General features: G+C 40.1%; 21 protein-coding genes. 8 read left to right on the top strand and 13 right to left on the bottom strand.

The window, feature by feature from the left end; all coding sequences use genetic code 11:
• Window positions 1-67: 67 nt before the first annotated feature.
• The gene (locus AC6UDF_RS04365) at window positions 68-835 is read right to left on the bottom strand and encodes an ABC transporter permease (protein WP_500694054.1); all 768 of its coding nucleotides are present in this window, start codon (window positions 833-835) and stop codon (window positions 68-70) included.
• Window positions 828-1,484 carry an ABC transporter ATP-binding protein gene (locus AC6UDF_RS04360; protein WP_500694055.1) on the bottom strand — a complete coding sequence of 219 codons (657 nt, stop codon included), beginning with the start codon at window positions 1,482-1,484 and terminating at the stop codon, window positions 828-830. The genes AC6UDF_RS04365 and AC6UDF_RS04360 overlap by 8 nt, the downstream gene beginning before the upstream one ends.
• Window positions 1,485-1,601: 117 nt before the next feature.
• Between AC6UDF_RS04360 and rlmD the strand changes: the two genes are divergently transcribed.
• Window positions 1,602-3,014, top strand: a complete 1,413-nt coding sequence (gene rlmD / locus AC6UDF_RS04355) for a 23S rRNA (uracil(1939)-C(5))-methyltransferase RlmD (protein WP_500723911.1) — start codon at window positions 1,602-1,604, stop codon at window positions 3,012-3,014.
• Window positions 3,015-3,024: 10 nt separating this feature from the next.
• Window positions 3,025-3,438 carry a hypothetical protein gene (locus tag AC6UDF_RS04350; protein ID WP_500694057.1) on the top strand — a complete coding sequence of 138 codons (414 nt, stop codon included), beginning with the start codon at window positions 3,025-3,027 and terminating at the stop codon, window positions 3,436-3,438.
• A gap of 61 nt (window positions 3,439-3,499) precedes the next feature.
• Here AC6UDF_RS04350 and rbsU read toward each other — a convergent pair whose 3' ends face one another.
• The 3 genes from rbsU to AC6UDF_RS04335 form a co-directional block, all read right to left on the bottom strand.
• Window positions 3,500-4,420: a ribose/proton symporter RbsU gene (gene rbsU, locus AC6UDF_RS04345; protein ID WP_500694058.1), complete on the bottom strand. Its 921-nt coding sequence runs from the start codon at window positions 4,418-4,420 to the stop codon at window positions 3,500-3,502.
• 122 nt (window positions 4,421-4,542) lie between these two features.
• A complete protein-coding gene (glpK, locus tag AC6UDF_RS04340) occupies window positions 4,543-6,060 on the bottom strand; it encodes a glycerol kinase GlpK (protein WP_500694059.1) in 1,518 nt (505 codons plus the stop codon).
• Window positions 6,061-6,174: 114 nt separating this feature from the next.
• Window positions 6,175-6,426 carry a hypothetical protein gene (locus AC6UDF_RS04335; RefSeq protein ID WP_010022943.1) on the bottom strand — a complete coding sequence of 84 codons (252 nt, stop codon included), beginning with the start codon at window positions 6,424-6,426 and terminating at the stop codon, window positions 6,175-6,177.
• Between the two features lie 149 nt (window positions 6,427-6,575).
• Between AC6UDF_RS04335 and AC6UDF_RS04330 the strand changes: the two genes are divergently transcribed.
• Both AC6UDF_RS04330 and tyrS read left to right on the top strand, forming a co-directional pair.
• Window positions 6,576-7,370: a tyrosine-protein phosphatase gene (locus AC6UDF_RS04330; protein ID WP_500699606.1), complete on the top strand. Its 795-nt coding sequence runs from the start codon at window positions 6,576-6,578 to the stop codon at window positions 7,368-7,370.
• 250 nt (window positions 7,371-7,620) lie between these two features.
• A complete protein-coding gene (gene tyrS, locus AC6UDF_RS04325) occupies window positions 7,621-8,874 on the top strand; it encodes a tyrosine--tRNA ligase (protein ID WP_500723909.1) in 1,254 nt (417 codons plus the stop codon).
• A 125-nt stretch (window positions 8,875-8,999) separates the two neighbouring features.
• Here the strand turns inward: tyrS and apf are convergent, their stop codons facing one another.
• From apf to AC6UDF_RS04305, 4 genes are all read right to left on the bottom strand, one after another.
• Window positions 9,000-9,653, bottom strand: a complete 654-nt coding sequence (gene apf, locus AC6UDF_RS04320) for an aggregation-promoting factor (RefSeq protein WP_500723964.1) — start codon at window positions 9,651-9,653, stop codon at window positions 9,000-9,002.
• Between the two features lie 280 nt (window positions 9,654-9,933).
• A complete protein-coding gene (gene trxA / locus AC6UDF_RS04315; protein WP_500723907.1) occupies window positions 9,934-10,254 on the bottom strand; it encodes a thioredoxin in 321 nt (106 codons plus the stop codon).
• Window positions 10,229-11,011, bottom strand: a complete 783-nt coding sequence (locus AC6UDF_RS04310; protein WP_500696965.1) for a TerC family protein — start codon at window positions 11,009-11,011, stop codon at window positions 10,229-10,231. The genes trxA and AC6UDF_RS04310 overlap by 26 nt, the downstream gene beginning before the upstream one ends.
• Window positions 11,012-11,040: 29 nt before the next feature.
• On the bottom strand, window positions 11,041-11,688 hold the full coding sequence (locus tag AC6UDF_RS04305; RefSeq protein ID WP_500707429.1) for a glycoside hydrolase family 73 protein: 648 nt from the start codon (window positions 11,686-11,688) through the stop codon (window positions 11,041-11,043).
• Window positions 11,689-11,875: 187 nt separating this feature from the next.
• Between AC6UDF_RS04305 and AC6UDF_RS04300 the strand changes: the two genes are divergently transcribed.
• Window positions 11,876-12,799, top strand: coding sequence for a magnesium transporter CorA family protein (locus AC6UDF_RS04300; RefSeq protein ID WP_500694066.1), 924 nt, complete (start codon window positions 11,876-11,878; stop codon window positions 12,797-12,799).
• Window positions 12,800-12,856: 57 nt separating this feature from the next.
• Window positions 12,857-15,592, top strand: a complete 2,736-nt coding sequence (locus AC6UDF_RS04295; protein ID WP_500723905.1) for an MMPL family transporter — start codon at window positions 12,857-12,859, stop codon at window positions 15,590-15,592.
• 40 nt (window positions 15,593-15,632) lie between these two features.
• Here AC6UDF_RS04295 and AC6UDF_RS04290 read toward each other — a convergent pair whose 3' ends face one another.
• The 3 genes from AC6UDF_RS04290 to AC6UDF_RS04280 all read right to left on the bottom strand — a co-directional run bounded on the left by AC6UDF_RS04290 (window position 15,633) and on the right by AC6UDF_RS04280 (window position 18,429).
• Window positions 15,633-16,784: an MFS transporter gene (locus AC6UDF_RS04290; protein WP_500723903.1), complete on the bottom strand. Its 1,152-nt coding sequence runs from the start codon at window positions 16,782-16,784 to the stop codon at window positions 15,633-15,635.
• A gap of 533 nt (window positions 16,785-17,317) precedes the next feature.
• Window positions 17,318-17,755: a MerR family transcriptional regulator gene (locus tag AC6UDF_RS04285; protein WP_500723901.1), complete on the bottom strand. Its 438-nt coding sequence runs from the start codon at window positions 17,753-17,755 to the stop codon at window positions 17,318-17,320.
• 17 nt (window positions 17,756-17,772) lie between these two features.
• Complete coding sequence (locus AC6UDF_RS04280) at window positions 17,773-18,429, bottom strand: histidine phosphatase family protein (RefSeq protein ID WP_500723899.1); 657 nt, start codon at window positions 18,427-18,429, stop codon at window positions 17,773-17,775.
• A gap of 134 nt (window positions 18,430-18,563) precedes the next feature.
• Here AC6UDF_RS04280 and AC6UDF_RS04275 point away from each other — a divergent pair, with 134 nt between their 5' ends.
• Together AC6UDF_RS04275 and AC6UDF_RS04270 are read left to right on the top strand one after the other, a co-directional pair.
• Window positions 18,564-20,702 (top strand): LTA synthase family protein, encoded by a 2,139-nt coding sequence (locus AC6UDF_RS04275; RefSeq protein WP_500723897.1) that lies wholly within the window; start codon window positions 18,564-18,566, stop codon window positions 20,700-20,702.
• Between the two features lie 104 nt (window positions 20,703-20,806).
• Window positions 20,807-21,619: a hypothetical protein gene (locus AC6UDF_RS04270; RefSeq protein WP_500723895.1), complete on the top strand. Its 813-nt coding sequence runs from the start codon at window positions 20,807-20,809 to the stop codon at window positions 21,617-21,619.
• A 40-nt stretch (window positions 21,620-21,659) separates the two neighbouring features.
• Here the strand turns inward: AC6UDF_RS04270 and AC6UDF_RS04265 are convergent, their stop codons facing one another.
• A complete protein-coding gene (locus AC6UDF_RS04265; protein WP_500723892.1) occupies window positions 21,660-22,628 on the bottom strand; it encodes a type I phosphomannose isomerase catalytic subunit in 969 nt (322 codons plus the stop codon).
• Window positions 22,629-22,710 lie beyond the last annotated feature (82 nt).

Genomic DNA, 22,710 nt, shown 5'->3' with positions numbered 1-22,710 from the left:
TAAACCACTCCATCAATTTATCCTATCAGAAGCAATAAAAAAGACTCCTAGTCAGAGCCCTTACTTATTAATTCATATTTCTAAGCTGGTCATTTTTAGTGTAAAAACTATGATAACCCATGTAACATGCGATGATTGAACTAACGGCCGTAATCCCAAGCAACATGAAAGTTACCATGATCTGGTACTTAATGGCCTTAACCGGATCAACACCAGCAAAGATTAAACCAGCCATCATCCCGGGTAAACTAACCAGTCCAACGGTCATCGCGGTATCAATCGTGGGCTGCATCCCGGTCTTAATGCTGTCACGCACAATGTCAGAACAGGATGTTTTCACGTCGGCTCCCAGAGCTAATTTTTCAATAATCTGCTGTCTCCGGTCTTTAAACATGGAATTCATACTTCGATAACACAGTCCCAGGGCAACCATTGAGTTACTGGCAACCATTCCGGTAATTGGTACCACTTGAGACGGGATAAACTTAATTGCTCCCGCAAAGACTAATACCGCAAGTACCACAATCGTGCTACTTCCTAATGCAATGATGGAAATGGGGAGTGCGTGTTCCATACCGTCACTACGTCCTTTGGCGTTATAAGCTGCGTTAAACAAAATAATTAAGATTAAAATCAGGGTTAAAAAAACGTTATTGATCCGAAAAACGAATCGTAAAACGTACCCAACTATAAATAACTGAACCACACAACGGATGGTGGCAATGATAATTGACTTATCAATGCCCAACTTTTCTTTCCATCCGACAAATAACGCGATTAAGACCAGGAGTCCAGTTAATGCGAGCGCTTGATTTGAAACAATTAAATTAGGCATCTTTATCTCCTTTAACTAGTCGTCCGTTAACAATTGTGACTAACTCGGTGGCATGGTCAATCTCACCTTGATCATGAGTAATCATGATGACCGTGGTGTGATCTTTTTGATTAATATAATTAATCATCTTGTGTACACTTTCCTTGGTGTTCTCATCAAGGCCAGTGGTAACCTCATCTAAAATAAGCACATCGGGCACAAACATGATGTTGCGAATTAATGCGACCCGTTGGCGTTCCCCACCAGAAAGATTATCGACCGTCCGATCCAAATCACCATCACCTAGATCGACGGTTTGAAGTGCTTTTAACGCATGTTCTTTATCAAACGGTTTATTTCGAATCTGATATGGGAACTCAAGATTATCCTTGACCGTATTGCCAAACAAGGTGGGTTGCTGAACGGCGTATGATACTTTTCTCCGATACTCAATTGGATTTAAATCAGCGACGTTTTGGCCTTCAAAAATTACTTCACCAGAACTGGGAGTCAAAAGATCCGCTAAAAGTCTCACAAAAGTCGTCTTCCCACTCCCTGATGGACCAGTGATCGTAACGATCTCTCCGGCATCAACGCTCCAGCTGATATCCTTGATAATTTCACGTCCATCAGCGTCGTAGCATAGGTTTTTAGTTTCTAGTACTGCCATTTTGATACCTCTCTTTTCTTTTTAACAAATTAACAGTATGATTATACAACACTTTTGTATCATATATGAGTCTGCTATAATGACGTAGACGTTGTTATGAAGAAAAAAGGAGTTCTAATGAGTTATAAAAGAGTTAGAAACGGTTCAAAAAGATCGTCAAATGTTTCGGTAGAACTCCACCAACGAGTTACGGTCACCATCAAGCGTCTCGGAATTAATGGTGAGGGAATTGGTTATTTTCACCGCAAATTAATTTTTATTCCTGGTGCGCTAGTTGGTGAATTAGTTCAAGCTGATGTAACCGAGATTAAACCTAAATACCTACGCGGAAAATTAGTTCAAATTGATAAGGAAAGTCCCTTTCGGGTTAAACCGCGTGATCCATATGCTGGAGAAGTCGGTGGTTTTGAACTCGAAGACCTCGCATACCCTAAGCAACTGGAATTCAAACGTGATTTAGTTAAACAATCGCTTAGAAGATATCATCCGAGGGCTTATGATTATTATGATGTCAGAGAAACGATCGGGATGGATAATCCCTATGAGTACCGTAATAAGGCCCAGTTTCAAGTTCGAACTGAAGCAAACGGAAGAGTCATCGCCGGATTATATAAAGAAGGAACTCACGAAGTGGTCGACATGGAGACGTGCTCCGTTCAATATCCGCTTACCATGAAGGTCATGCGCGCTTTAGTCGAAATGGTTCAGGAACTAAACATCCCAACGTTCGTTGAATCCAATCACTCTGGCATTTTAAAAACCTTGGTAGTTCGAGCAGCTCTCAATACCAACGACGTGCAGGTGGTTTTCATCACTAACACGCCCAAGTTGATTAAGAAAAATCAACTCTTAGAAATGATTTCCGATCGCCTTCCAGAAGTCACTTCCGTCATGCAAAACATCAATCCTGGTGACTCACCCTTGATCTGGGGAGAAAAGACGGTTCATTTAGCTGGAAATGATAGTATTACCGAAAAAATTAATGGTTTATCATTTGAGTTGTCACCAAGAGCTTTCCTCCAACTCAACAGCATCATGACACCAAAACTCTACGATTTAGCTGGAACAGCCCTCAATCTTGATTCTGATGATCGTTTGATTGATGCATATTCTGGGGTAGGAACCATCGGTCTTTCATTAGCAAACCAAGTTTCTGAAGTTAGAGGAATGGATACCATTAAGGAAGCCATCACCGACGCCAATCATAATGCAGCAATCAATCATATTGATAACGCCACCTACTACTTTGGCAGTGCCGAGGATTTGATGCCGCAGTGGATAACCGAAGGTTTTAAACCCACGGCACTGGTGGTTGACCCACCACGCGTTGGCCTTGACCAACACCTAATTGATGCTATTTTAACCGCTAAACCACAAAAATTTGTATATGTTTCATGTAATCCATCAACGCTAGCTCAGAACCTAGTTCAACTAACGAAGTCTTATAACGTGGACTACCTGCAACCAGTTGATATGATGCCACAGACTCCGCACGTCGAAGTCGTCGTCAAATTTACTTTAAAGTCTTAGAAAGGTCCAATTGTCAATGAATCCATTCGATAACGGCAATAATAGTGGGAATAATGGCATGAACAACATGTTCTTGCCACCTAACTACGCCGTCGTGCAAAATAAAGAAACCCAAGAAGTCAAAGTCCAAAAGGTGGGCTTCTCATTCACTACGCTAGTTTTTGGAATCTGGCCTTCTATTTTTCGTGGTGATTTCTATAATACCCTTTGTATGCTAGGGGTGGATTTTATCCTAGCAATGGCACTTACCGTCTTAACTGGATTAAACATCGCATCCTCTGCCTATGAGATTTTTGCAATCATGCCATTAGCATGGAGTTTTGTATACAATATGATGTTTTTCCGGCATTTGCAAAATAAGGGATTTGTTCCAATCAATAAACGTTCAGCTGAACTTTTAAAACGAAGTCATTATTATAAATAATTAGGAACACAAAAAACACTTCACATAATGTGAAGTGTTTTTTTGTTTGAGATTAATGATTTTATAGCATAACGGTAACGGCAGCAGCAACGATGATCAAAGCTAAACCGATCAAAGTAGCAACCATTTCCTTTGGAGTCTTCTTCTGGTGTAAGAAGTAAACACCGGTCAAGGTAGCAACAACTACTGATACCTGTGATAGAACGAATCCAGTTGAAAGACCTAACATGTTTGGTTGTGCAGCAATCAAGTATGAGAATGCGGCAATTGCAAAGAAGAAACCAGCAATAATCTGTTTGTATGAAACGCCCTCAGCAAACACATTTTCACTCTTCATGTTCATCAAACCGTAGATAATAGCCATCAAGACCATTCCCATTGCCTGTGGCAAGAATGCTTCCATTGGGGTCATTACTGAAGTGGACTGTGGCAAAATTCCCTTAGCCCAAGTCAAGTTATTAACCTGTGGAGCGGCTGAGTATAACCAGTAACCAATAACACCAATTAACTGTAAGATAACGGCTTTTTCAAGCGCACCTTTATTAACGTTTTCTTTGTTTTGACTCCAAGTGGTAAGAGTGGCACCGATAATGATAACGATCAAAGCAAGGATTCCAATGATCTTGTGACCAATACCAGGCCAACTACTTAACGCAAATGCACCCCACAAAGCAGTTACAATCAACTGAAATGCGGTCGTGATTGGCATAACTCTTGAAGAACCAATCAAAGAATAACCTTTAAAGGCCATGATTTGACCGAAGCCCCAACCCATACCAGACAAGATTCCGTAGACTAAGTTCCAGCCCATTGGGAAGCCAGCTTGTGTGAATAATAAGACAACAATCGCAAAAATCAATGTACCAACTGTGGCACCAAAGATTTGGTTCGTTGGTTTACCACCAATTTTTGATGAAATAGTTGGAAATAGCCCCCAACCAATCACTGGAATTAATCCAATTAATATTGCTTCAAAACTCATATCCCATACCTTCTTTTCAAAATACTTTTGTAACCCTTATTTACGAAATTAATTATAACACGTCAAAAATAAAAAGAAAACGTTTTCATTAAGAAAAATTTAAAAACTTGCCAAAGCAAGTCTTAATTAATGGGTTTAAAAGCTTGCGTGGCCTTAACCGCTCGCTTCCATCCCTGATACAATTTATCTCGTTCAGCTGCTTTCATTGAAGGGGTGAAAATCTTTCCCTCTTCGTAAATGGACTGAACTTCATCCAAATCTTTCCAGAACCCGGTTGCTAGTCCACTCAAGATGGCAGCCCCAAATCCGGTCGTTTCTTCATCGCTGGCTCGTTGAACCGGAATATTCAAAATGTCAGACTGAAACTGCATTAGGTAACTATTGCGACTAGCTCCCCCATCAGCTCGAATCTGTGGAATATCGAGGTCGGTATCGGACTCCATCGTGTTAACGATATCCTTAGTTCCGTACGCAATTGACTGAAGCGTGGCCTTTACAAAATCATCACTGTTAGTTCCTCGGGTAATCCCAAAAACGGCTCCTCTGACATTCTGGTCCCAGTATGGGGCCCCTAATCCATTAAAAGCGGGAACAACGTAGATTTCATTGTGGTCGGTCGATCGTTTAGCCGCCTGTCTGGACTCAGGAACACTGGTGATAATCTTCATTTGATCTCGAAGCCACGTCAACGCACTTCCAGCCACGAAGATTGAACCCTCAAGTGCATACGTAATTTTTCCGTTAATTCCATACGCAATGGTCGTCAATAAATTCTCGTCTGAGTACTGCGGCTGGTGTCCCGTATTCATCATGATGAAAGCACCATCACCATAGGTGTTTTCAACCATTCCCTTTGAAAAGCCCATTTGTCCGATCAACGCCGCCTGCTGATCACCAGCAATTCCAGCAATTGGGACACTAACACCATAAAATTGGTAGTTTTCGGTCGTTCCATAAACTTCATCAGAAGCATGAACGGTCGGAAGCATGATCTTTGGAATATTTAAAATCTTCAAGATTTCGTCGTCCCACTTTAAGTCATTAATGTTAAACATCATCGTTCGACTGGCGTTCGTATAATCAGTAATGTGATATTTCCCACCAGACAATTTCCAGACGAGCCACGTATCAATGGTCCCAAATAACAATTCACCATCAGAAGCGCGCTTCTGTGAACCATTAACGTGGTCTAAAATCCACCTGACCTTGGTAGCGGAGAAATACGAGTCAATAACTAGGCCCGTTTTTTTATGAATTAGGTCCTCGTACCCCCTGTTTTTTAGGTCTTCAGCAATTGAATTAGTTTGTTTTGAAAGCCAACCAATGGCATTGTAAATGGGTTTGCCGGTCACTTTGTCCCACACTACCGTGGTCTCACGCTGATTGGTAATCCCCACTGAGGCAATGTTTTCGGGGTGAATGGAGGCGTCAATCAAGGCACTCGCAATGGCAGAAAGCACGGAGTTCCAAATCTCGTTTGGATCCTGTTCAACCCATCCGTCACTATTGATAATCTGAGGAACTTCCTTGTAACTCTCAATGACTTTTCTACCACTATGATCATAAATAATCGCTCTCGTACTAGTCGATCCTTGATCAATCGCTAGGACGTAATCTTTATTGTCAGACAACTGGTTCATCTCCGTTTCATCGTATTTTTGATACTCATATTAGCACGATTCAATTCATCTCACTACTTGAAAATAAAAGAGAAAGTAGATTAAAATCTACTTTCTCTTTTATGGCATCATTAATTAACGCTTAACTTCAACCCGAATGTCAGCATCAATGTCTTTTGGCTCAACCTGTTCGTCATAAGAAAAATCAGCATCTTTAAAGTATTCCTTAATTTCAGCATTAATCTCGTTTAAATCACGAACATCATTATCCTGACGTTTAATCAATAACGTGTACTGCTTGTTATCTTCATCAACGTTTTCAAAATCATAACCAACGTCAACCGTGTTTAAGATTTCTTGAATCATTTGTCTTTCAGTCATTGCCATAATTCATACTCTCCTTAATAATCTTCATACGCTAAGCTTATTCTATTTTCTAATATTTGTAAAATCATATCTCAAAAAATCATGTGGAACACGGGCTTCATGATATAATTATATTACACTGACATTGAAAGGTGGGTTACATGGAAAACATGGAAAATAAAAGAGTTCTAGCCATTCCAACTGGTGAAAATTTTCGTGAGTTAGGTGGATACCAAACTGTTGATGGTAAAACCACTAAGTGGCACAAGTTACTACGTGCGGGACACTTAGGTGAGCTCAGTGAAAATGATCTAAAAACCCTTGAGCATTACGGGGTTCGCTTTGACGTTGATCTCAGAAGTCAACCTGAAGTCGACATGCTGGCCGATCAAGTGGAAACTTCTGCCGTCGACTACATTTTTGATCCGATCTTTAAAGAAGACGCAACCGACAATTCGAAAAGTCCAGCTGAAATGAAGAAAGTCCTGTGCAATCACCCTAATTATGGTCATGATCATATGGAACACGTCTATAAAAGCATGATTAAAACGAAACACTGTCGTTTGGCTTTTAAAAAATTATTTGAAGTTCTACTCGATAACAGGCAAGATGACGAGTCCGTCCTATTTCACTGTACAGCTGGAAAAGACCGAACCGGGATGTCTGCGACCATGATCCTCTCTGCCCTAGGAGTCGATCGTAAAACCATCGAAGAAGATTACCTGTTAACCAATCAGGTGGCAAAACCAGTGATTGATGCTCGATTAGAGCAAGCCAAAGAAGAAGGATATAATGATGCAGCCCTAAAGAGTCTAAGATCCCTTTATAGTGTCTCATTAGACTTTTTCAATGCCGCAATGGATGAAATCAATCAATTATACGGCGGAATGAACCAATTTCTCCATGAAGGTATTGGATTGACCAATGCCGACATTCATCAGTTACGTCAAATTTACCTTGAATAATTTGCATATTGTTAATTCGGCTAGGTAATGATACGATGAGTTTATCAAAAGTAGTCTAATATTTAAGTGATAAGAGAAGTGGCGGTTGGTGCAAGCCACACAGGATATTAGATGAACTACCTAAAATTACACATTAAGATAAGTGCAGGTACTTTTGTATCTGAACGTGGGTGGTACCGCGCACAAGCGTCCCAGTAGTCAATTACTACTAGGACGCTTTTTATTTATCAACAACAGGAGGAAAACAACAATGAATATCATTGAAGATTTAAAATGGCGAGGTGCCATTAACCAAACAACCGACGAAGACGGACTAGAAAAATTAACCAACGAGAAAAAGATTGCCCTATACTGTGGGGTCGATCCAACTGGTGATAGTATGCACATTGGTCACCTAATTCCGTTTATGATCATGGAACGTTTTTCACGGGCTGGTTTTCACCCTTACATCCTAATCGGCGGGGCTACCGGTTCCATCGGTGATCCAAGTGGGAGAAACACCGAACGTCCCCTTCAGACCAAACAGATGGTCAAACACAACGTTAACGCCTTAACAAAGCAAATGAAGCACCTCTTTGGCAGTGACAGTAACATTCACATCGTGAATAACTACGACTGGACGTCTAACGTGTCACTGCTTGATTTTCTTCGTGACTACGGAAAACTCTTTAACGTCAACACCATGTTATCAAAAGAAGTGGTGGCCAGTCGCCTGGAAAAGGGCATTTCCTTCACAGAATTCACCTACCAAATCCTACAAGCATTGGACTTTCTCACTCTTTATCGTGACCATGACGTTCAACTTCAGATTGGTGGTGGAGACCAATGGGGAAACATCACGGCCGGAATTGACCTCATTCATCGCGTTGAAGGTCAAGACGCCGAGGTATACGGATTAACCATCCCATTAATGCTTAAATCAGACGGAACTAAGTTTGGAAAAACCGCTGGTGGCGCTGTTTGGCTTGATCCAGAAAAGACCTCACCGTATGAATTTTACCAGTTCTGGCTAAACCAAAACGACGCTGACGTTATCAAATACCTCAAATACTTCACCTTTTTGCCTAAGGATCAAATTGATGAACTGGCCCAAAAAGTTAAAGATGAGCCTTGGAAACGAGAAGCACAGAAGACATTAGCACGTGAGGTCACGAAATTTGTGGACGGTGAAGACGCCGTTAAGCAGGCCGAAAATATCTCAAAAATTCTTTTTAAAGGCAACGTTCAAGACCTATCAGTAAAGGAAGTTAGTCAGGCATTTAACAGTGTCCCAACGTCTTCGATTAGTTCTGATCCCGTAAACGTAGTCGATTTAATCATTGCAGTTGGAGTTGATAAATCCAAACGGCAGGCTAGAGAAGACGTTAATAATGGCGCTATTACCATCAATGGTGCAAAGGTTACCGACGTCAATACTGAAATTAACCCCCAAGCTCAATTTGACGGGAAGTTTATCATCATACGACGCGGCAAGAAACGTTACTTCTTAGCTAAGGTTAAGTAAATAAATCCCGGTATCATAAATATGGTACTGGGATTTTTTGGATCCAAAAAAGGGGCGAAGAATTATTCTTCGTCCCTTTTGCATCTTGTTTTTCGTTTGAGTAATCGTTAACTTGAAATTAAATCTTACCAGTAGTTATGTGATGCTCGAAATTGAGCAGCGGCAGCGATTGAACCGTAACGTGAAACTGCGTATTGACGAGCCACACGTTCTTGGTTAGCTGGAGAGTAATCACCATTTAGATATGATGAAGACAATTGGTATTTACCAATGTACTGACCATTTCGAGCACTGTATGAGTTACCAGATTCAACTTGTGCAATTGATGCTAAACCAGAGTTATCACCGGCATTGCTTGCATTATTGTTACTGCTTGCAGCAGGTTGAGTAGTGGTTGTAGTTGTTGCTTGTTGTTGTGTTTGAGCAGGTTGTGCGTTTTGCTGTGGTGCAGCAGTGTATTGTGCATTGCTACTTACCTGAGCAGATGGTTGTGTTTGAGTATTGTTACTTTGGTAAGTCATGTTGCTTTCGTTAGTAGGTAATGTTAACTTTTCTCCGACATGAATCAGGTTGACATTCTTAAGGTGGTTAGCCTTAACAATGCTGCTGATGCTAGTATTGTGTTGCTTTGCGATTTTTGAGACTGTGTCACCGCTCTTAACGGTAACTTGATTAGTGTTAGTGGCAGCGTTGGCGTTGAAGCCTGCAGTCATTAACACACCGGCTACTGTGAAAATAGATGCTAAAAGCACCTTTACGTTTCTAGATTTTAATAAAATGATAAATCACTCCTATAAATTTTTGTTACTTCCGTTTTCTTAAAACTGAAATATACTCAAACAACAATTTCACATTCTAAATACTGTTATTTACATGGCAAAAACAGCAATGTTAAAAAAACCGATTATTTTGTCACGTTGTAACATCAATGTAACAAAACTCGTAAGAATGCCCGCTTTCAAGGATTGATCAACAATTCACAACACCAATTTTTAGCAAAAGAAAAAGCCTTCTGCCATAAAAAAAGTTATTAAAAGCATAAGACTTTACTTAATTTCATCATTTTTCAGCTAATTTTCGATTAAAATAGTGCTCTAATTTACTCTTAGGATACACTCCGGTGACCTTCTCAACGCCCTTTCCGTTACGAAATAATAGTAGTGTTGGAATACTCATGACCCGGTATTTTCTGGCAATCTCCTGATTATCATCGACATTAAGCCTTAAAAACTTGATTCGACCTTTGTACTCACGTTCCAGTTCTAAAATCAACGGATCCATCATTTTACATGGACCACACCATGGTGCCCAGAAGTCAACCACGGTCATTGGTCCCGTAATTTCTGAGTCAAAATTATTCTGGTTTAGATCCACTGCCATAGTCTTTCCCCCTCTTCACGTTAATCACATGGATAACTAAAGTAGCCACTAGTGTGACAATTACCAAGATTCCAAACCATCCCGCTGGAATCTCAATGTCAATCATTGGAATCGATAAGAAAAGTTTCAATGCAATGATAATGATCAAGAAGTACGCCATCGGCTGTAGTTCAGGAATCTTTTTCATCAACATCATTATGACTTCAGCTACCCCACGCATCGCTAAAATCCCAATCATCCCACCAATTAAGACGATCACTGGATTAGGTGAAATGGCTAACGACGCTAGCACCGAATCAATTGAAAAGATAATGTCCATGAATTCAATCTGAACTACCACCCACCAAAAGTACTTGCGAGTGTGGTTTTTCTTATTTGGTTTGACCTGATGAGTTCGGCTCTTTTTGTGCTTATTCTTGTGCATATTATAGAAGAAACTAAACGCAAGATAAAACAAATAAGCTGCACCTAATACCTTAATGATCCAGAACCTAATTAGGTACACTCCGACTCCGATGATCAAAAAGCGAAAGATGTATGCTCCCCACATTCCGTAAAACAAAGATTCTTCCTGCCACTTTTTAGTAGGAAGAACTTGAGTCTGGGCCGCAAGGACAACTGCATTATCAACGGATAAAAGACATTCAATCACTACCAATGAGAAAATAATCAACCAGTCATTTCCAGACGTTATGACGGTTTCCCAGTTATGTAGATCAAAAAAAGGACCATATAATTTAGCGAGTAGGTCGAACAATCAAAGACTCCTCCATTAGTTAGTTGTAATTAGTAATTGTTAATTGCTTTAACGTCGTATTTCATTAATTGATGGTTCACGATGACACCAATCAGCTTATTAGCGTAATCGGGATCGGTAGCGTAGCCATTTTTTTGCAACAAGTTGGCTTCTTGCCTAAAGCTCGTAATGCCCGTTTTCTTTAAAAACTTGGTATTTAAAGTCTCATTATGATCCTCGATGGCATCAGCAACCGATGGATATTTTCTAAACTGACCCACTTCGGTCGTTTTCTTGTTATTAACGTACTCGGTCGTATCGTACGAGATTGACTGACCATTGTACGTTCCCTTGATTCCAAACGGATTATTGGCTTTCTTATAGAGTTCGGATTGCCCCCAATTCGATTCGAGAATAGCCTGTCCGATCACGATACTTGGCAAAACCTGTTGTTTTTTCTCGTAAATCTTAACGGCTGGGTCACCAATTTTTTGAATAAACTCTTTGTGCTGAGTTTCGATCTCTTTATCACGTTTCTTGGTTGCGTTATTCATTTGCTCTTGTCGAACTTGATATGAATGATTAATCAACATGTGTCTAATCTTAAATGCAGCGAACACAAGTAGTAAGACGACGACTACTCCAATCACAACTGCAATCCACACGTTTTTCTTTTTACTGTGTTTCACGGACAACATCTCCCTATGTGGTTATTATACCTTAGCCAACCATTTTTTGTTGAGTATTTATGATTACTTAAAAAAGTTTCTTACTCATTTCCAATTACGCATTATAATAGAAGAAACACTCACTAAAATCGACTAACTTAGCCATTTAGTGTAGTATGAAGATATCTGACAATATAGTAACGGGAGTAGTTTTGCATTGATTAAAATTGAAAAAATCAACCAAAATATTAACTGGATTAAAACCATCGATTGCCGTCCGGCTGATAAGGAAATTTTAAAAACAGAATACCATTTAAACAACGAAATGCTCTATTATGCACTTGATCGTCACGAACGACCTCGGGTTGAATATTACGATGAAGAAGGAGTCCTCCTCTTCATTTTTGATGTGGCCGAACCGACTCGTTTTAACGGGGATGTTTCTGCTGAACCAATTGGAATCATAACCCATGACAACATGTTATTTACGTTCACGGCCGATAAAACTAACTTCGTTAACGAACTCATTTCTTCCATTATAAAAAAAGCCGGTTCAAAACAACTCGCAGAATTACAACCAATTGACGTAATTAATAAAACGTTGTACCAACTATCCGTCCAATACTTTGATTATATTAACCAAATCAACAGTGTCAGAACTAACATTCAACGTAACTTACGTGGCAAGGCCAATAAAAGTGCCATCAACCACCTGCTTAATCTACAGACCGACTTAGTATATTTCCTAACGTCACTCGGATCAAACAACGATATGATTAACGACTTCAAGCGGCGTTTTACAAGGGACCTCACTGAGGATCAAAAAGCTGCCGTTGAAGATATCAGTATCGAACTTCAACAGGGACTTTCAATGGCAGAGATGGCGAACGCCGCGACCCAGCAAGTAGCAAGCGCTTATTCCAACCTCCTTGATAGTGACTTGAACAACACGATTAAGTTTTTAACCGTTTTTTCGTTAATTCTAAGTGTTCCAAACATCGTATTTGGGTTCTATGGTGAAAACGTAAAACTTCCATTTATGGATAAACCATCAGCGTGGATTATAACCATTATCATCACGATCATTTTTATCATCATTGTGTTGCTGTTTTTACGCGCAAACCATTTCTTTAAGAACTAATTTAATATAAAATGAGCATGAGGGGGTAGTGAAATAAAATGAAAGGAATTTTCTTCGATGAAACATTTTATAAGGACGTTACACGAAAATAGGATTTTCTCTTTAATTATTTGGCTAGTTGTCATTTTTATGGCAATTGTCAGTCTCCCCAACCTGAGTCAGGTTGTGATGCAGGCTGGCAACCCGGAAATGAACTCAAAGTCCCAGATGTATAAAGCACAGAACTTACAGAACCAATGGGGCGAAGGCTTAGATGGAACCACAAGTATGAACATCGTTTACCACGCCAACAAGGGTAAAATTACCAGTTCTGAGCAAAAGGACATTTACAATCGGGTTGGTAAGATTCAGAAAAGTAACGGGGACAACGGTATTAGTCGGATCACCACCGCTCACACGAGCCCGAATGGTGCCTCAAAGTTTATCTCCAACGATCAATCAACCGAGATTGTGAATATTCATGTTCCAAAAAGCAATGCCACAAGTGCAAGTTTTGCTAACACGCTTCAAAAGCAATTCAACGTTGATAATGGACTGAAGACGTACGTCACCGGTCCGCAATTAATTAATCAAGACAACAATGAGAAGATTTTAAGCGTCACTAGCATTGTGACCATTGCAATTTTCATTCTTTCTTTAGTCTTTATTGCCATTGCATTTAGATCACTATTAGCACCGGTTTTTACCTTTATCACCCTGATCATCGCTTACCTGGTTTCATTAAGTGCAACAGCTTTAATGTCAACTCAACTTAGTCTCCCGTATTCGCCATACATTCCTTTAGTAACTGGCTTGGTAGTAACTTTATTTGGTACCCTTGCTAGTTTCTTTTTGTATCGACGTTTTGAATTGGCACTTAAAAAAGAAAGCATTGACCCCAGTAAAACAGCCACTAAAAGTCTTACATATCCACTTGGGGCGACCGCAATAATTACGTCATTAGCATTTGGATCACTTTACCTGCTCAAGTTTAGTTCGGTTCGGGCCATTGGTAGCGTCGCCATTGTCGTACTAATAACTTTATTAGCCGTGATGACCGTGACCCCAATGTTCATGCAACTCCTTGGACCAACTTTCTTCTGGCCAAAGAAGAAAACTTTAAAATTAGCAAACGAGGGCTTCTGGGGTAAACTTGCCCATGTCTCGCTTTTAAAACCTCTCCTAGGCCTACTAATTGCATTAGTGATTACGGTCCCACTGGTTTTATTCTATCGTTCTAATGTAACCTACCTTACTAACAACAATTTAATTGCTAATGATCAGGCTGAAGTCGGTAAACACATCCTTCAAAATCACTTTAATAAGGGAAAACCAACTCCAGTCACTATTTATATCAAAAATAACCGACCTTTTAATAATGACAACACCATTAGTGCCATTGACCAGGTTACAACGAAGCTTCAGTCTCAAAAAAACGTTGCGCAGGTGTACTCTGTGACTCAACCAGGTGGGGATGAAATTGATAAATACTATTTACGAAATCAATTGAATAAGACCACTTCAACCCTTAATGGCATTAGTAACTCTCTTAAGGGATCACAAAGAACCCTTAAGGGTGCAAACAAGACACTTCAACAGAAAAACATTAAGAATCAGACTAAATCAGTCGATTCACTGATTAGACAACTTGATCGGATTAGCGATACGAGTGAACAAGCTGACACCAACAATTTCAGCACATTCACTCCACTTGAAACGGCTCAGTCATCTAATCAAGCCCAGAAGTCCAAAAAACTTCGCCAAAATCTCTCACAAGTGTCTGATCAGTTGAGTACCACCAGTCAAAGCTTGACCCAGTTAAGCAACCAAATCTCTGACGCCCAAAATTCTGGACTGGAAGCGCAAGAAGCGGTCCAGCAATACAACGAACAAGCGTCTAAAGTTCGTGGTGAAATTGCGTCCGTTAACCGAACTTTAAGGGAAAGTAAAGATAAGTTAACGCCCGTCACTGGTTATTTAAATGGTGTCAAGAAGTCAAGTGCTGGGAATACCTTCTACATCTCACCGCAACAGATTAATGACACCGATTTTTATCAAACTAAGTATAATTTTGCAAGCGAGAACCAAAAAGTAACCAAGCTTGAAGTAGAATTTAACAATGAGCCCACCGGAAACACGAACTTAAATAACGTTCACAACATGCAAAATACGGTTAGAAACCAGTTACAAAACACCAGCCTTGAAAATGCTAAGGTCGCTTATACCGGCCAGCCAATTGAAAACGCCAACGTTCAAACTAACTTTGACCACGACTTTATTATTGGAATGATGATGATCATCTTAATCGTTTTCGCCTCCATCATCATCGTTAGTCGTTCCATTCTCCAACCATTTTGGTGGTTAATCACATACGTGATGAGTGTCTTTTCCGCACTGAAGGCCACCCAACTTATCATGTACTATGCCGCAAGTGACGGTCAATTAAACTGGCAGGCATCCGTTTCCATGCTGGTTCCCCTTTCCATAATTGGGATATTTGAATTAACCTTTTTGGCCATTTCCTACCGAAAACAAAATCCGGACTTACTAGGATGGTTGACCGGTGGGACAAGTGCATTTACAAAAACAGTTAGTTACGTGATGTTTGCTACCATTATCATTACATTCGGCCTTTTCGTTAGTCTGCTTCACTCGCTTGACTTCATCGGGCTGACCGTCATCATCACGGTTATTATCTTTAATGTCATCCTGCCACTTGTCACGACTGGACTTGGCAAACTAGCAATCACGTTACCTCGTTCCGATTTGCATCATTGGCCCCTTTATAAAAACAAACGAGCCAAAAATAAATAATCAAAAAGCCATCAGTTAAACTGATGGCTTTTATTATGCCCTAAAAATTCATTTTACGAATTGATTTAAAGTAAAGAAACAAGATGACCAAAGAACCAAACATTGCCGTAACACCAAATAATACAAAAATCACCTGTATGTTAATAACCTTTGAAAAGGCACTGATAAACAATGACTCAAGCGCCATCAAAAGAGCCGTAATTAGATTGCAAAAAGACATCAACGTAACTCGGAGTCGTTTCACCACTGTATCCTGCAGTTCAGCGTTTAGTGTCGTATCCCACACTTCAAAAAGTGAACTAAAAATTACAAATGCAATTAAAGCAACGATGAAATTCGAAATCCCTAAGAGCAGTGACATCAATAAGCCAATTGCCATGCTTAAAGAAATCACCCTCATTCGGCCATATTTAGCAACTACTTTAAAGACGTTTGCCGAAAAAACAGCTCCAATGATATCAACAATCGCTAGGATCATCGCAATGTTACCGGTTCTAAATCTTGTAATGTGGGATAGATACAACGACCCGTATTGATACATAATCGAAGCCGTAGCCTGTGAAATCGCCACTACTAGGATTAACTTCTGGTAGTTTTTATTACTAACCAGGAAAGTCCGTAATTGCTTTAAGACACTTGGAGCATTGGGCTCATTAACCACCGGTCGGGGTTTGATCACTAATACCGTCATGATTGAAAGAACGTGGGCCATAATTGAGGCGGTAAAGACCAGTGGCCACGAAACGTCTGCCAAATACCCACCAACCATATTACTGAAAGCAACCGTACAAATCATGATGGCGTTGTATCGTCCCCAAAATTTCTGGTAGTGTTGTTTTTCATCCGCCTCATAAATGATGGCCTCATCGGTTCCCGAAATTAGCGAAAGTCCAATTCCAAACAAAATAAATCCACCAAATACTAACAAGTGGTTACGTGCGACAAAAAAAGTTGCAACGTATAATACACACATTACCTGACCCAAAATCAAGGTGGTCTTGTAGCCAATTTTGTCAGCAATGATTCCGGATGGTAGTTCACAAATAACCTGCGTTGCGTTAATCACAAGTTGTAATAATGCAATTTGGCCAACTGACCATCCCATATGTTTCAAATAAAGCATCCAAATTACTAATTCAAAGGTTAAGTTAGAAAAGAATGCGTACGTATACATTTTCCTGATATTTTTCATAATTTCCCTCATTTCAGTTTAACGATTACTAATGAAGTTGAGGAAATTCAATGATTGATTCAGGATGAATGTTTCACCCAAATAATCGAATGAAATTATGACTCAACTTCATTTCACAACTATTTGGGGAACAGTTTGTCTTTGAATAAATACCGTTACATGACGTGCTGAAAACTTACTGCCAATTTCTTGAAATTCGCTTTCCATCGTTCACACCTCCGACATAATTAATGATTATTCAAAAGTATATACTTTTGGTCCCTAAAAACAAGGCTCCTAACAAAAAGGGAATCGGCACCTCTGCCGATTCCCCACTGGGTTAAATTCTAAAATACTAACAAAACAGCAACTAGTATCAAAATTGATACCAATCCCAGCATTGTCAAAATGACTTTTTCAAGCAATGCCATTATCAAATGACCCTTCCTAGCACTCTACTTTTTCTACTGCCAATAAACATGCTACCGTACATGAGTCATTCCGTCAAAAAACGCCAAAACTAATTATCAGCTTTGGTGTCTTTTTGAGTAATTTTAGTTATCTTTTAAGAGGTACTTAACTTCCCCGTCGTCATCAAGGTAGCCATACAAACGCTTCGTGTGCGCATCATCAAAGTATCCCATGTCTGCCATTCGTTTTCCATTCACCTCGTCACAACCATGATCCACTCGCTTAAAAAAGGAATACAAAAAAGCAATTCGTGATTTAAACTGCGTCGCCTTTTGATAAGCAGACGTCAGGGTGTAACCGTCATCTAGATATTCTTTCATTAACTTAATCAGTACAAAATTTGAAAAATTGAAAACTCGTGACGCTAATTTTTCAACCCGGGTACTTCTCACGTATCCCTTTTTCTCCCAGTATCGGAGTTGTCTTGGTGATACCCCCGTCATCTTACTAACTTCACCAATTCGAAAAATAAAGTCCTGCATGTTAAATGAATTGATGATCTTGTCATTAGCTTCATGCATTTGTCGCCTCGCCTCCACTACTTATTGTATTCAGTGACCTTGATTTGATTACCATCAACACTCATCTTAGTAATACTGCCATTTTCGGGACGTTTTGTCATATCATACTGTCCGTCAGAAAAACGTTCTACTAAACTAAGCAGGGTATTTCCGTGACTAATCAAGAGGACGTTGTCGCCATCTTGAACCTTAGCATCGTGAGTAATCATATCTAACCCCTTATCAAGTCGTTTCCAGTAATCAGCTGCATTTTCAGCCATATGGAAAGGATCAGCCTCTTTCATATAGTCCTTAGCCGTATTGATATCATATTTATTTACAATGTCTTTAAAAGTTGGTACTCCATGAGGTGCTCCGGCCTCGTACCACGCTTCATCCATGTTTAATCCTTCAAAATAACCATAAAATTGTTCACGAAAATTGGGAGATACAACAGGCTCATTAATATCTGAAACTAAATTATCGTTTAGAATAATCCCGGCGGTATCTTCAGCACGAGTAGTATCACTACAGTAAGCTTGAACAAATTTGATGTTAGATAAACGTTTAGCGGTCTTTTTGGCACCAGTAATTCCCTTGTCGGTTAGTGGTGAATTACTCCAGCCTTGTAATTTGTTAAAAATATTGAAATAAGTTTGTCCGTGTCGGACAACGTATAGGGTAAATTTTGCCATTGTATCTCCTCCATTCACACTCTAAGTATATCACTTGTGGGCTTTAACTTTTCTCTAAGATTCTCCCTCAATCCTACCCAAATTTAATAAATCTGATAAGATAGGGGTTGGACTTAAAAAGGGGACTTTATACCTTGAAAACGATCAAGAAAATTCTGTCTAAATGCAATACTAGAATCGGGTTTTTCGTCTTACTAGTAGTGCTTTTTTGGGCTAAAACAATTTACGCATATTTCACTGACTTTAATTTGGGTGTCGACAGTATCTTTCAACTGTTTTTGCTCCTAATTAATCCAATCGCAACCACCGTTATTATGTTAGGTTTGGCGCTTTATCTAAAACCAGCTAAACTTTTTTATCCAGCAATCCTGTTTCTGGATTTTCTAAACACGGTTCTTTTATACTTAAACGTAATTTACTTTCGTGAATTCACCGACTTTATGACGGTGTCGACCATGACCGGTTATTCCAAGGTCAACCAGGGGCTAAGCGGAAGCTCATTAGCACTAACTTCGCCCCACGACGTTTTTTACTGGATCGACATCGTGATCGTCATCCTCTTACTTTTGTTTAAAGTGATTAAGATTGACAAACGGCCACTACAGGCCCGAGTTGGTTTTGCGGTTTTCTCACTTGGAGCCCTTATGTTAGTTGGTAACATTACTTTGGCCGACATGGATCGTCCCCAATTATTGACCAGAACCTTTGACCGCACTTACATCGTTAAATACCTGGGGTTGGATTCTTTTACCGTCTATGACGGAATTAAGTCTCAACAAACCAATAATATGCGGGCCAATGCCAATAAGTCTGACTTAACGGGTATTCTTAAATTCAAAAAAGAACACTACGCCGCTCCTAATAAGAAAATGTATGGGATTGCCAAGGGTAAAAATGTCATTATCATTCATCTAGAAAGTTTTCAGCAGTTCGTGATTGATAAAAAGATCAATGGCCAGGAAGTCACTCCATTTTTAAACAAGTTGTATCACAGTAAGTCAACTTATTCCTTTGATAACTTCTTCCATCAGGTTGGCCAAGGTAAAACGTCCGATGCAGAAAACATGCTCGAGACTAGTACTTATGGTCTCCCACAGGGATCCTTATTTGCTCAACTTGGCAGTGACAACACCTTCCAGGGTGCTCCTGCCATCCTTGGTCAAAAGGGATACACGTCCGCCGTCTTTCACGGAAACGTTGCTAGCTTCTGGAACCGAAACAACACTTACAAAAACCTAGGATATGACTACTTCTTTGACGCCAGTTACTACGATACCTCGGGTGATAAGTCAACCGGATACGGACTGAAGGATAAGCTCTTATTTAAAGATTCAACCAACTATCTTCAGCACCTCCAGCAACCGTTCTATGCTAAATACATCACCGTTACCAATCACTTCCCGTATCAACTAGACGCTGAGGATCAGAAGGATTCTGATTTCAAGGCCCCTGATACTAATGATGAAGCCGTTAACAACTACTTTGTAACGGCCCACTATCTCGACCAATCAGTTCAGGAACTCTATGAGTACCTTGACAAAGCCGGTTTACTAAAGAACTCCGTGATTGTCCTATACGGGGATCACTATGGCTTATCGAACTCTGAAAACACCAGCTTAGCACCGCTACTTGGAAAAGACCCCAACGACTGGAATGACTTTGATAACGCCCAGTTGCAACGAGTTCCGTTCATGATTAACATGCAAGGAATCAAGAATGGTCACGTGGATCATACCTATGGTGGTGAAATTGACGTACTTCCAACCTTGATGCACCTTCTTGGAATCAGTTCCAAGAAGTACATCCAATTTGGGACGGACCTCTTCTCCAAGCATCATGATCAAGTGGTGGCCTTCAGAAATCGGGATTGGGTTTCTCCTGAGTACACTTCGGTTAATGGAACGGTCTACGATAACAAGACCCAAAAAGTAATCCATCCGGATAAAAAGTTGAAACAGAAGTTAGAAAAGACGCAGGATAAAGTCAATCTGGAACTCTCGTTATCCGATACACTGAATGAACAAAACCTACTTCGTTTCTATCATCCTAAAGGATTTAAACCAGTTAACCCGCAGAAGTACAATTATGCTAACGGATTGGACCATGAAGAAAACATTGAAAAGAAGCTTGGAAAAACCTCAACCAGTCTCTACTCAGAACGACATGATAAGAGTACGAACAGTTTATACCATACCGATGCTCCTGAGCTTTACCATAGTTCAACTAACTCTAATCGAATTCAAATTACCAACCCTGATTCAAACAAAGAATAACTATAAAGAACCCACATCAGTTGATGTGGGTTCTTTTGTATGACTGTACTAGTTTTTACCTGTGCTATAATACGGGTAAATCTAGGGATGGAAGGTTATAAATTATGACTAAATATACAGTTACAAAAAGAGCCAAGCAGTATAAACAGCCCCGTGGTGGTTTCATTCCCGTCTCATCCCTTCACATCAAGCAGTTTACGCCAGACGAATTTCTGCCGATTGCTAGTGAAAACATCACGCCCAGCTTTATGGGACTGGTCGTCGACTATCTAACACGGTTTGAAGTCACCGGAGACGTCGTGGCAGCATTCAGTATTCCTGAAATTGGTGCCCATAACGTTGACCTACTAGCGGCCGAAAAGACTGGTCACCATTACGATGGTAATATGGACCGTTTTAAACAATTAACCAGTGAAATCAATTCCGGACTTGATGATGATAGCATTCAGTGCGCCATTCAACTCGTTAATTATGACATTGCCTACCGGATGGGGCCTAGTTACTACGTTCCTCGTCCCAAGTACCAAGCGAATGAGGTTACCATTGAGCACATCAAACAAATGGTTAACCGGGGCGTTCAGTTCTTGAAGCAAGTATCAGAAGATGGTCCCATTACAATTGACTTTGATTTTCCCGGTGCGTACACCGACACCGTCGTAAACGGCGATGGTGACTACCTGACCAAGGATGGGCTGTGGGATTTCAAGGTATCAAAAGCTAAACCGACCAATAAATTCACCCTCCAGATTCTGATGTACTACATCATGGGACTCCATTCAGAAAATAAGTCTTATTTTGAAATGGTTAAGCAGTTAGGCTTGTTTTATCCACGCCAAAATTGCCTGTATTGGATTAACGTAGCCGACATCAAAACCAAGACGCTAGAAACGGTGGCAGAGGATGTCATTGGATACTAAAATACCACTATCATTGAGGTAGTGGTATTTTTGTCATATTTTAGTTTGCGGTTGTCTGAATAATTCGGAGGTCTCCCTTTAACTGATACGTTTTGGCTTGAACTGGCAAGACATACGTACTTCCCTTTTCAAGCGAATATGATTTGTCATCGACAATTAGTGTACCTGTTCCATCAATAACAACGTTCACTGAATAAGTCTGCATGTCTTTAATCTCGGCTTGACCGTGAACCACAATTTGATAAACGTTAAAGTACTTTGATTTCAATAGACGCGTCCGGGCTGGATTATTTGAATCGACAACCAGTTGGGTTTGCTCGGGGTCTGGTAGAACGTTCGGAGTATTGGTTACTTTAATGGCATCTTCTACCTGGAGTGGTCGTTTCTTACCCGTCTTTTGATCCACCCGGTCGAAATCATAAAACCGGAGCGTGTTGTCAGAATTTTGTTCCACCTCAAGAGCGACAATGCCTGCTCCCAAAGAATGAAGCGTCCCAGCTGGTACATAAACCATCTCACCTGGTTGAACCGTTTTCGTTTCTAAAATCTGGTCTAACTGGTGGTCTTTAATGGCCTGCCGAATTTCATCCTTACTTTTGGCGGAATGACCGTAATATACCTTTGAATCTGGTTTGGTGTCTAAAATGTACCAGCACTCAGTTTTTCCATTCTTTTCATTAAAGTACTTTTGCGCGTTCTCATCACTTGGATGAACCTGGATTGACAAGTTTTCCTTGGCATCCAAAATTTTAACCAATAGTGGAAAGGAGGCGTTAGCCGGATGCCCACCAAATAGTGCTGGATGTTTCTTCCAAACTTCTTTTAAAGTCTTTTCATCATAAGATCCGTTATAAACCACTGACAAGTCATCACCATAAGTCGAAGCAATCCACGCCTCTCCAACGTGATTACTATTTAACTGATAGTGATACCGCTTTAGTTCGGTTCCACCCCACATCTTATTCTGTAAAACGGGCTTTAAAAATAAGGGAAATACTTCATTTGTCATGAACATCATCCTCCAGTTAAGAAATTTCAACTAGTTTCATGATAGCATCATGTTAATGATTTCACAACATTTATCCTTTCTT

Source organism: Fructilactobacillus sp. X2R6C1, from assembly GCF_059901295.1.
The sequence above is the reverse complement of the archived record's forward strand: the minus strand, read 5'-3'. Positions and strand labels throughout refer to the sequence as shown.

What these genes read in the sequence shown, in the direction of transcription:
- AC6UDF_RS04365 (WP_500694054.1), bottom strand. Translation starts at nt 835, where the DNA reads ATGCCTAATTTAATTGTTTCAAATCAAGCGCTCGCATTAACTGGACTC.
- AC6UDF_RS04360 (WP_500694055.1), bottom strand. Translation starts at nt 1,484, where the DNA reads ATGGCAGTACTAGAAACTAAAAACCTATGCTACGACGCTGATGGACGT.
- rlmD (WP_500723911.1), top strand. Translation starts at nt 1,602, where the DNA reads ATGAGTTATAAAAGAGTTAGAAACGGTTCAAAAAGATCGTCAAATGTT.
- rbsU (WP_500694058.1), bottom strand. Translation starts at nt 4,420, where the DNA reads ATGAGTTTTGAAGCAATATTAATTGGATTAATTCCAGTGATTGGTTGG.
- glpK (WP_500694059.1), bottom strand. Translation starts at nt 6,060, where the DNA reads ATGAACCAGTTGTCTGACAATAAAGATTACGTCCTAGCGATTGATCAA.
- AC6UDF_RS04335 (WP_010022943.1), bottom strand. Translation starts at nt 6,426, where the DNA reads ATGGCAATGACTGAAAGACAAATGATTCAAGAAATCTTAAACACGGTT.
- AC6UDF_RS04330 (WP_500699606.1), top strand. Translation starts at nt 6,576, where the DNA reads ATGGAAAATAAAAGAGTTCTAGCCATTCCAACTGGTGAAAATTTTCGT.
- tyrS (WP_500723909.1), top strand. Translation starts at nt 7,621, where the DNA reads ATGAATATCATTGAAGATTTAAAATGGCGAGGTGCCATTAACCAAACA.
- trxA (WP_500723907.1), bottom strand. Translation starts at nt 10,254, where the DNA reads ATGGCAGTGGATCTAAACCAGAATAATTTTGACTCAGAAATTACGGGA.
- AC6UDF_RS04305 (WP_500707429.1), bottom strand. Translation starts at nt 11,688, where the DNA reads ATGTTGTCCGTGAAACACAGTAAAAAGAAAAACGTGTGGATTGCAGTT.
- AC6UDF_RS04295 (WP_500723905.1), top strand. Translation starts at nt 12,857, where the DNA reads ATGAAACATTTTATAAGGACGTTACACGAAAATAGGATTTTCTCTTTA.
- AC6UDF_RS04290 (WP_500723903.1), bottom strand. Translation starts at nt 16,784, where the DNA reads ATGAAAAATATCAGGAAAATGTATACGTACGCATTCTTTTCTAACTTA.
- AC6UDF_RS04285 (WP_500723901.1), bottom strand. Translation starts at nt 17,755, where the DNA reads ATGCATGAAGCTAATGACAAGATCATCAATTCATTTAACATGCAGGAC.
- AC6UDF_RS04280 (WP_500723899.1), bottom strand. Translation starts at nt 18,429, where the DNA reads ATGGCAAAATTTACCCTATACGTTGTCCGACACGGACAAACTTATTTC.
- AC6UDF_RS04270 (WP_500723895.1), top strand. Translation starts at nt 20,807, where the DNA reads ATGACTAAATATACAGTTACAAAAAGAGCCAAGCAGTATAAACAGCCC.
- AC6UDF_RS04265 (WP_500723892.1), bottom strand. Translation starts at nt 22,628, where the DNA reads ATGACAAATGAAGTATTTCCCTTATTTTTAAAGCCCGTTTTACAGAAT.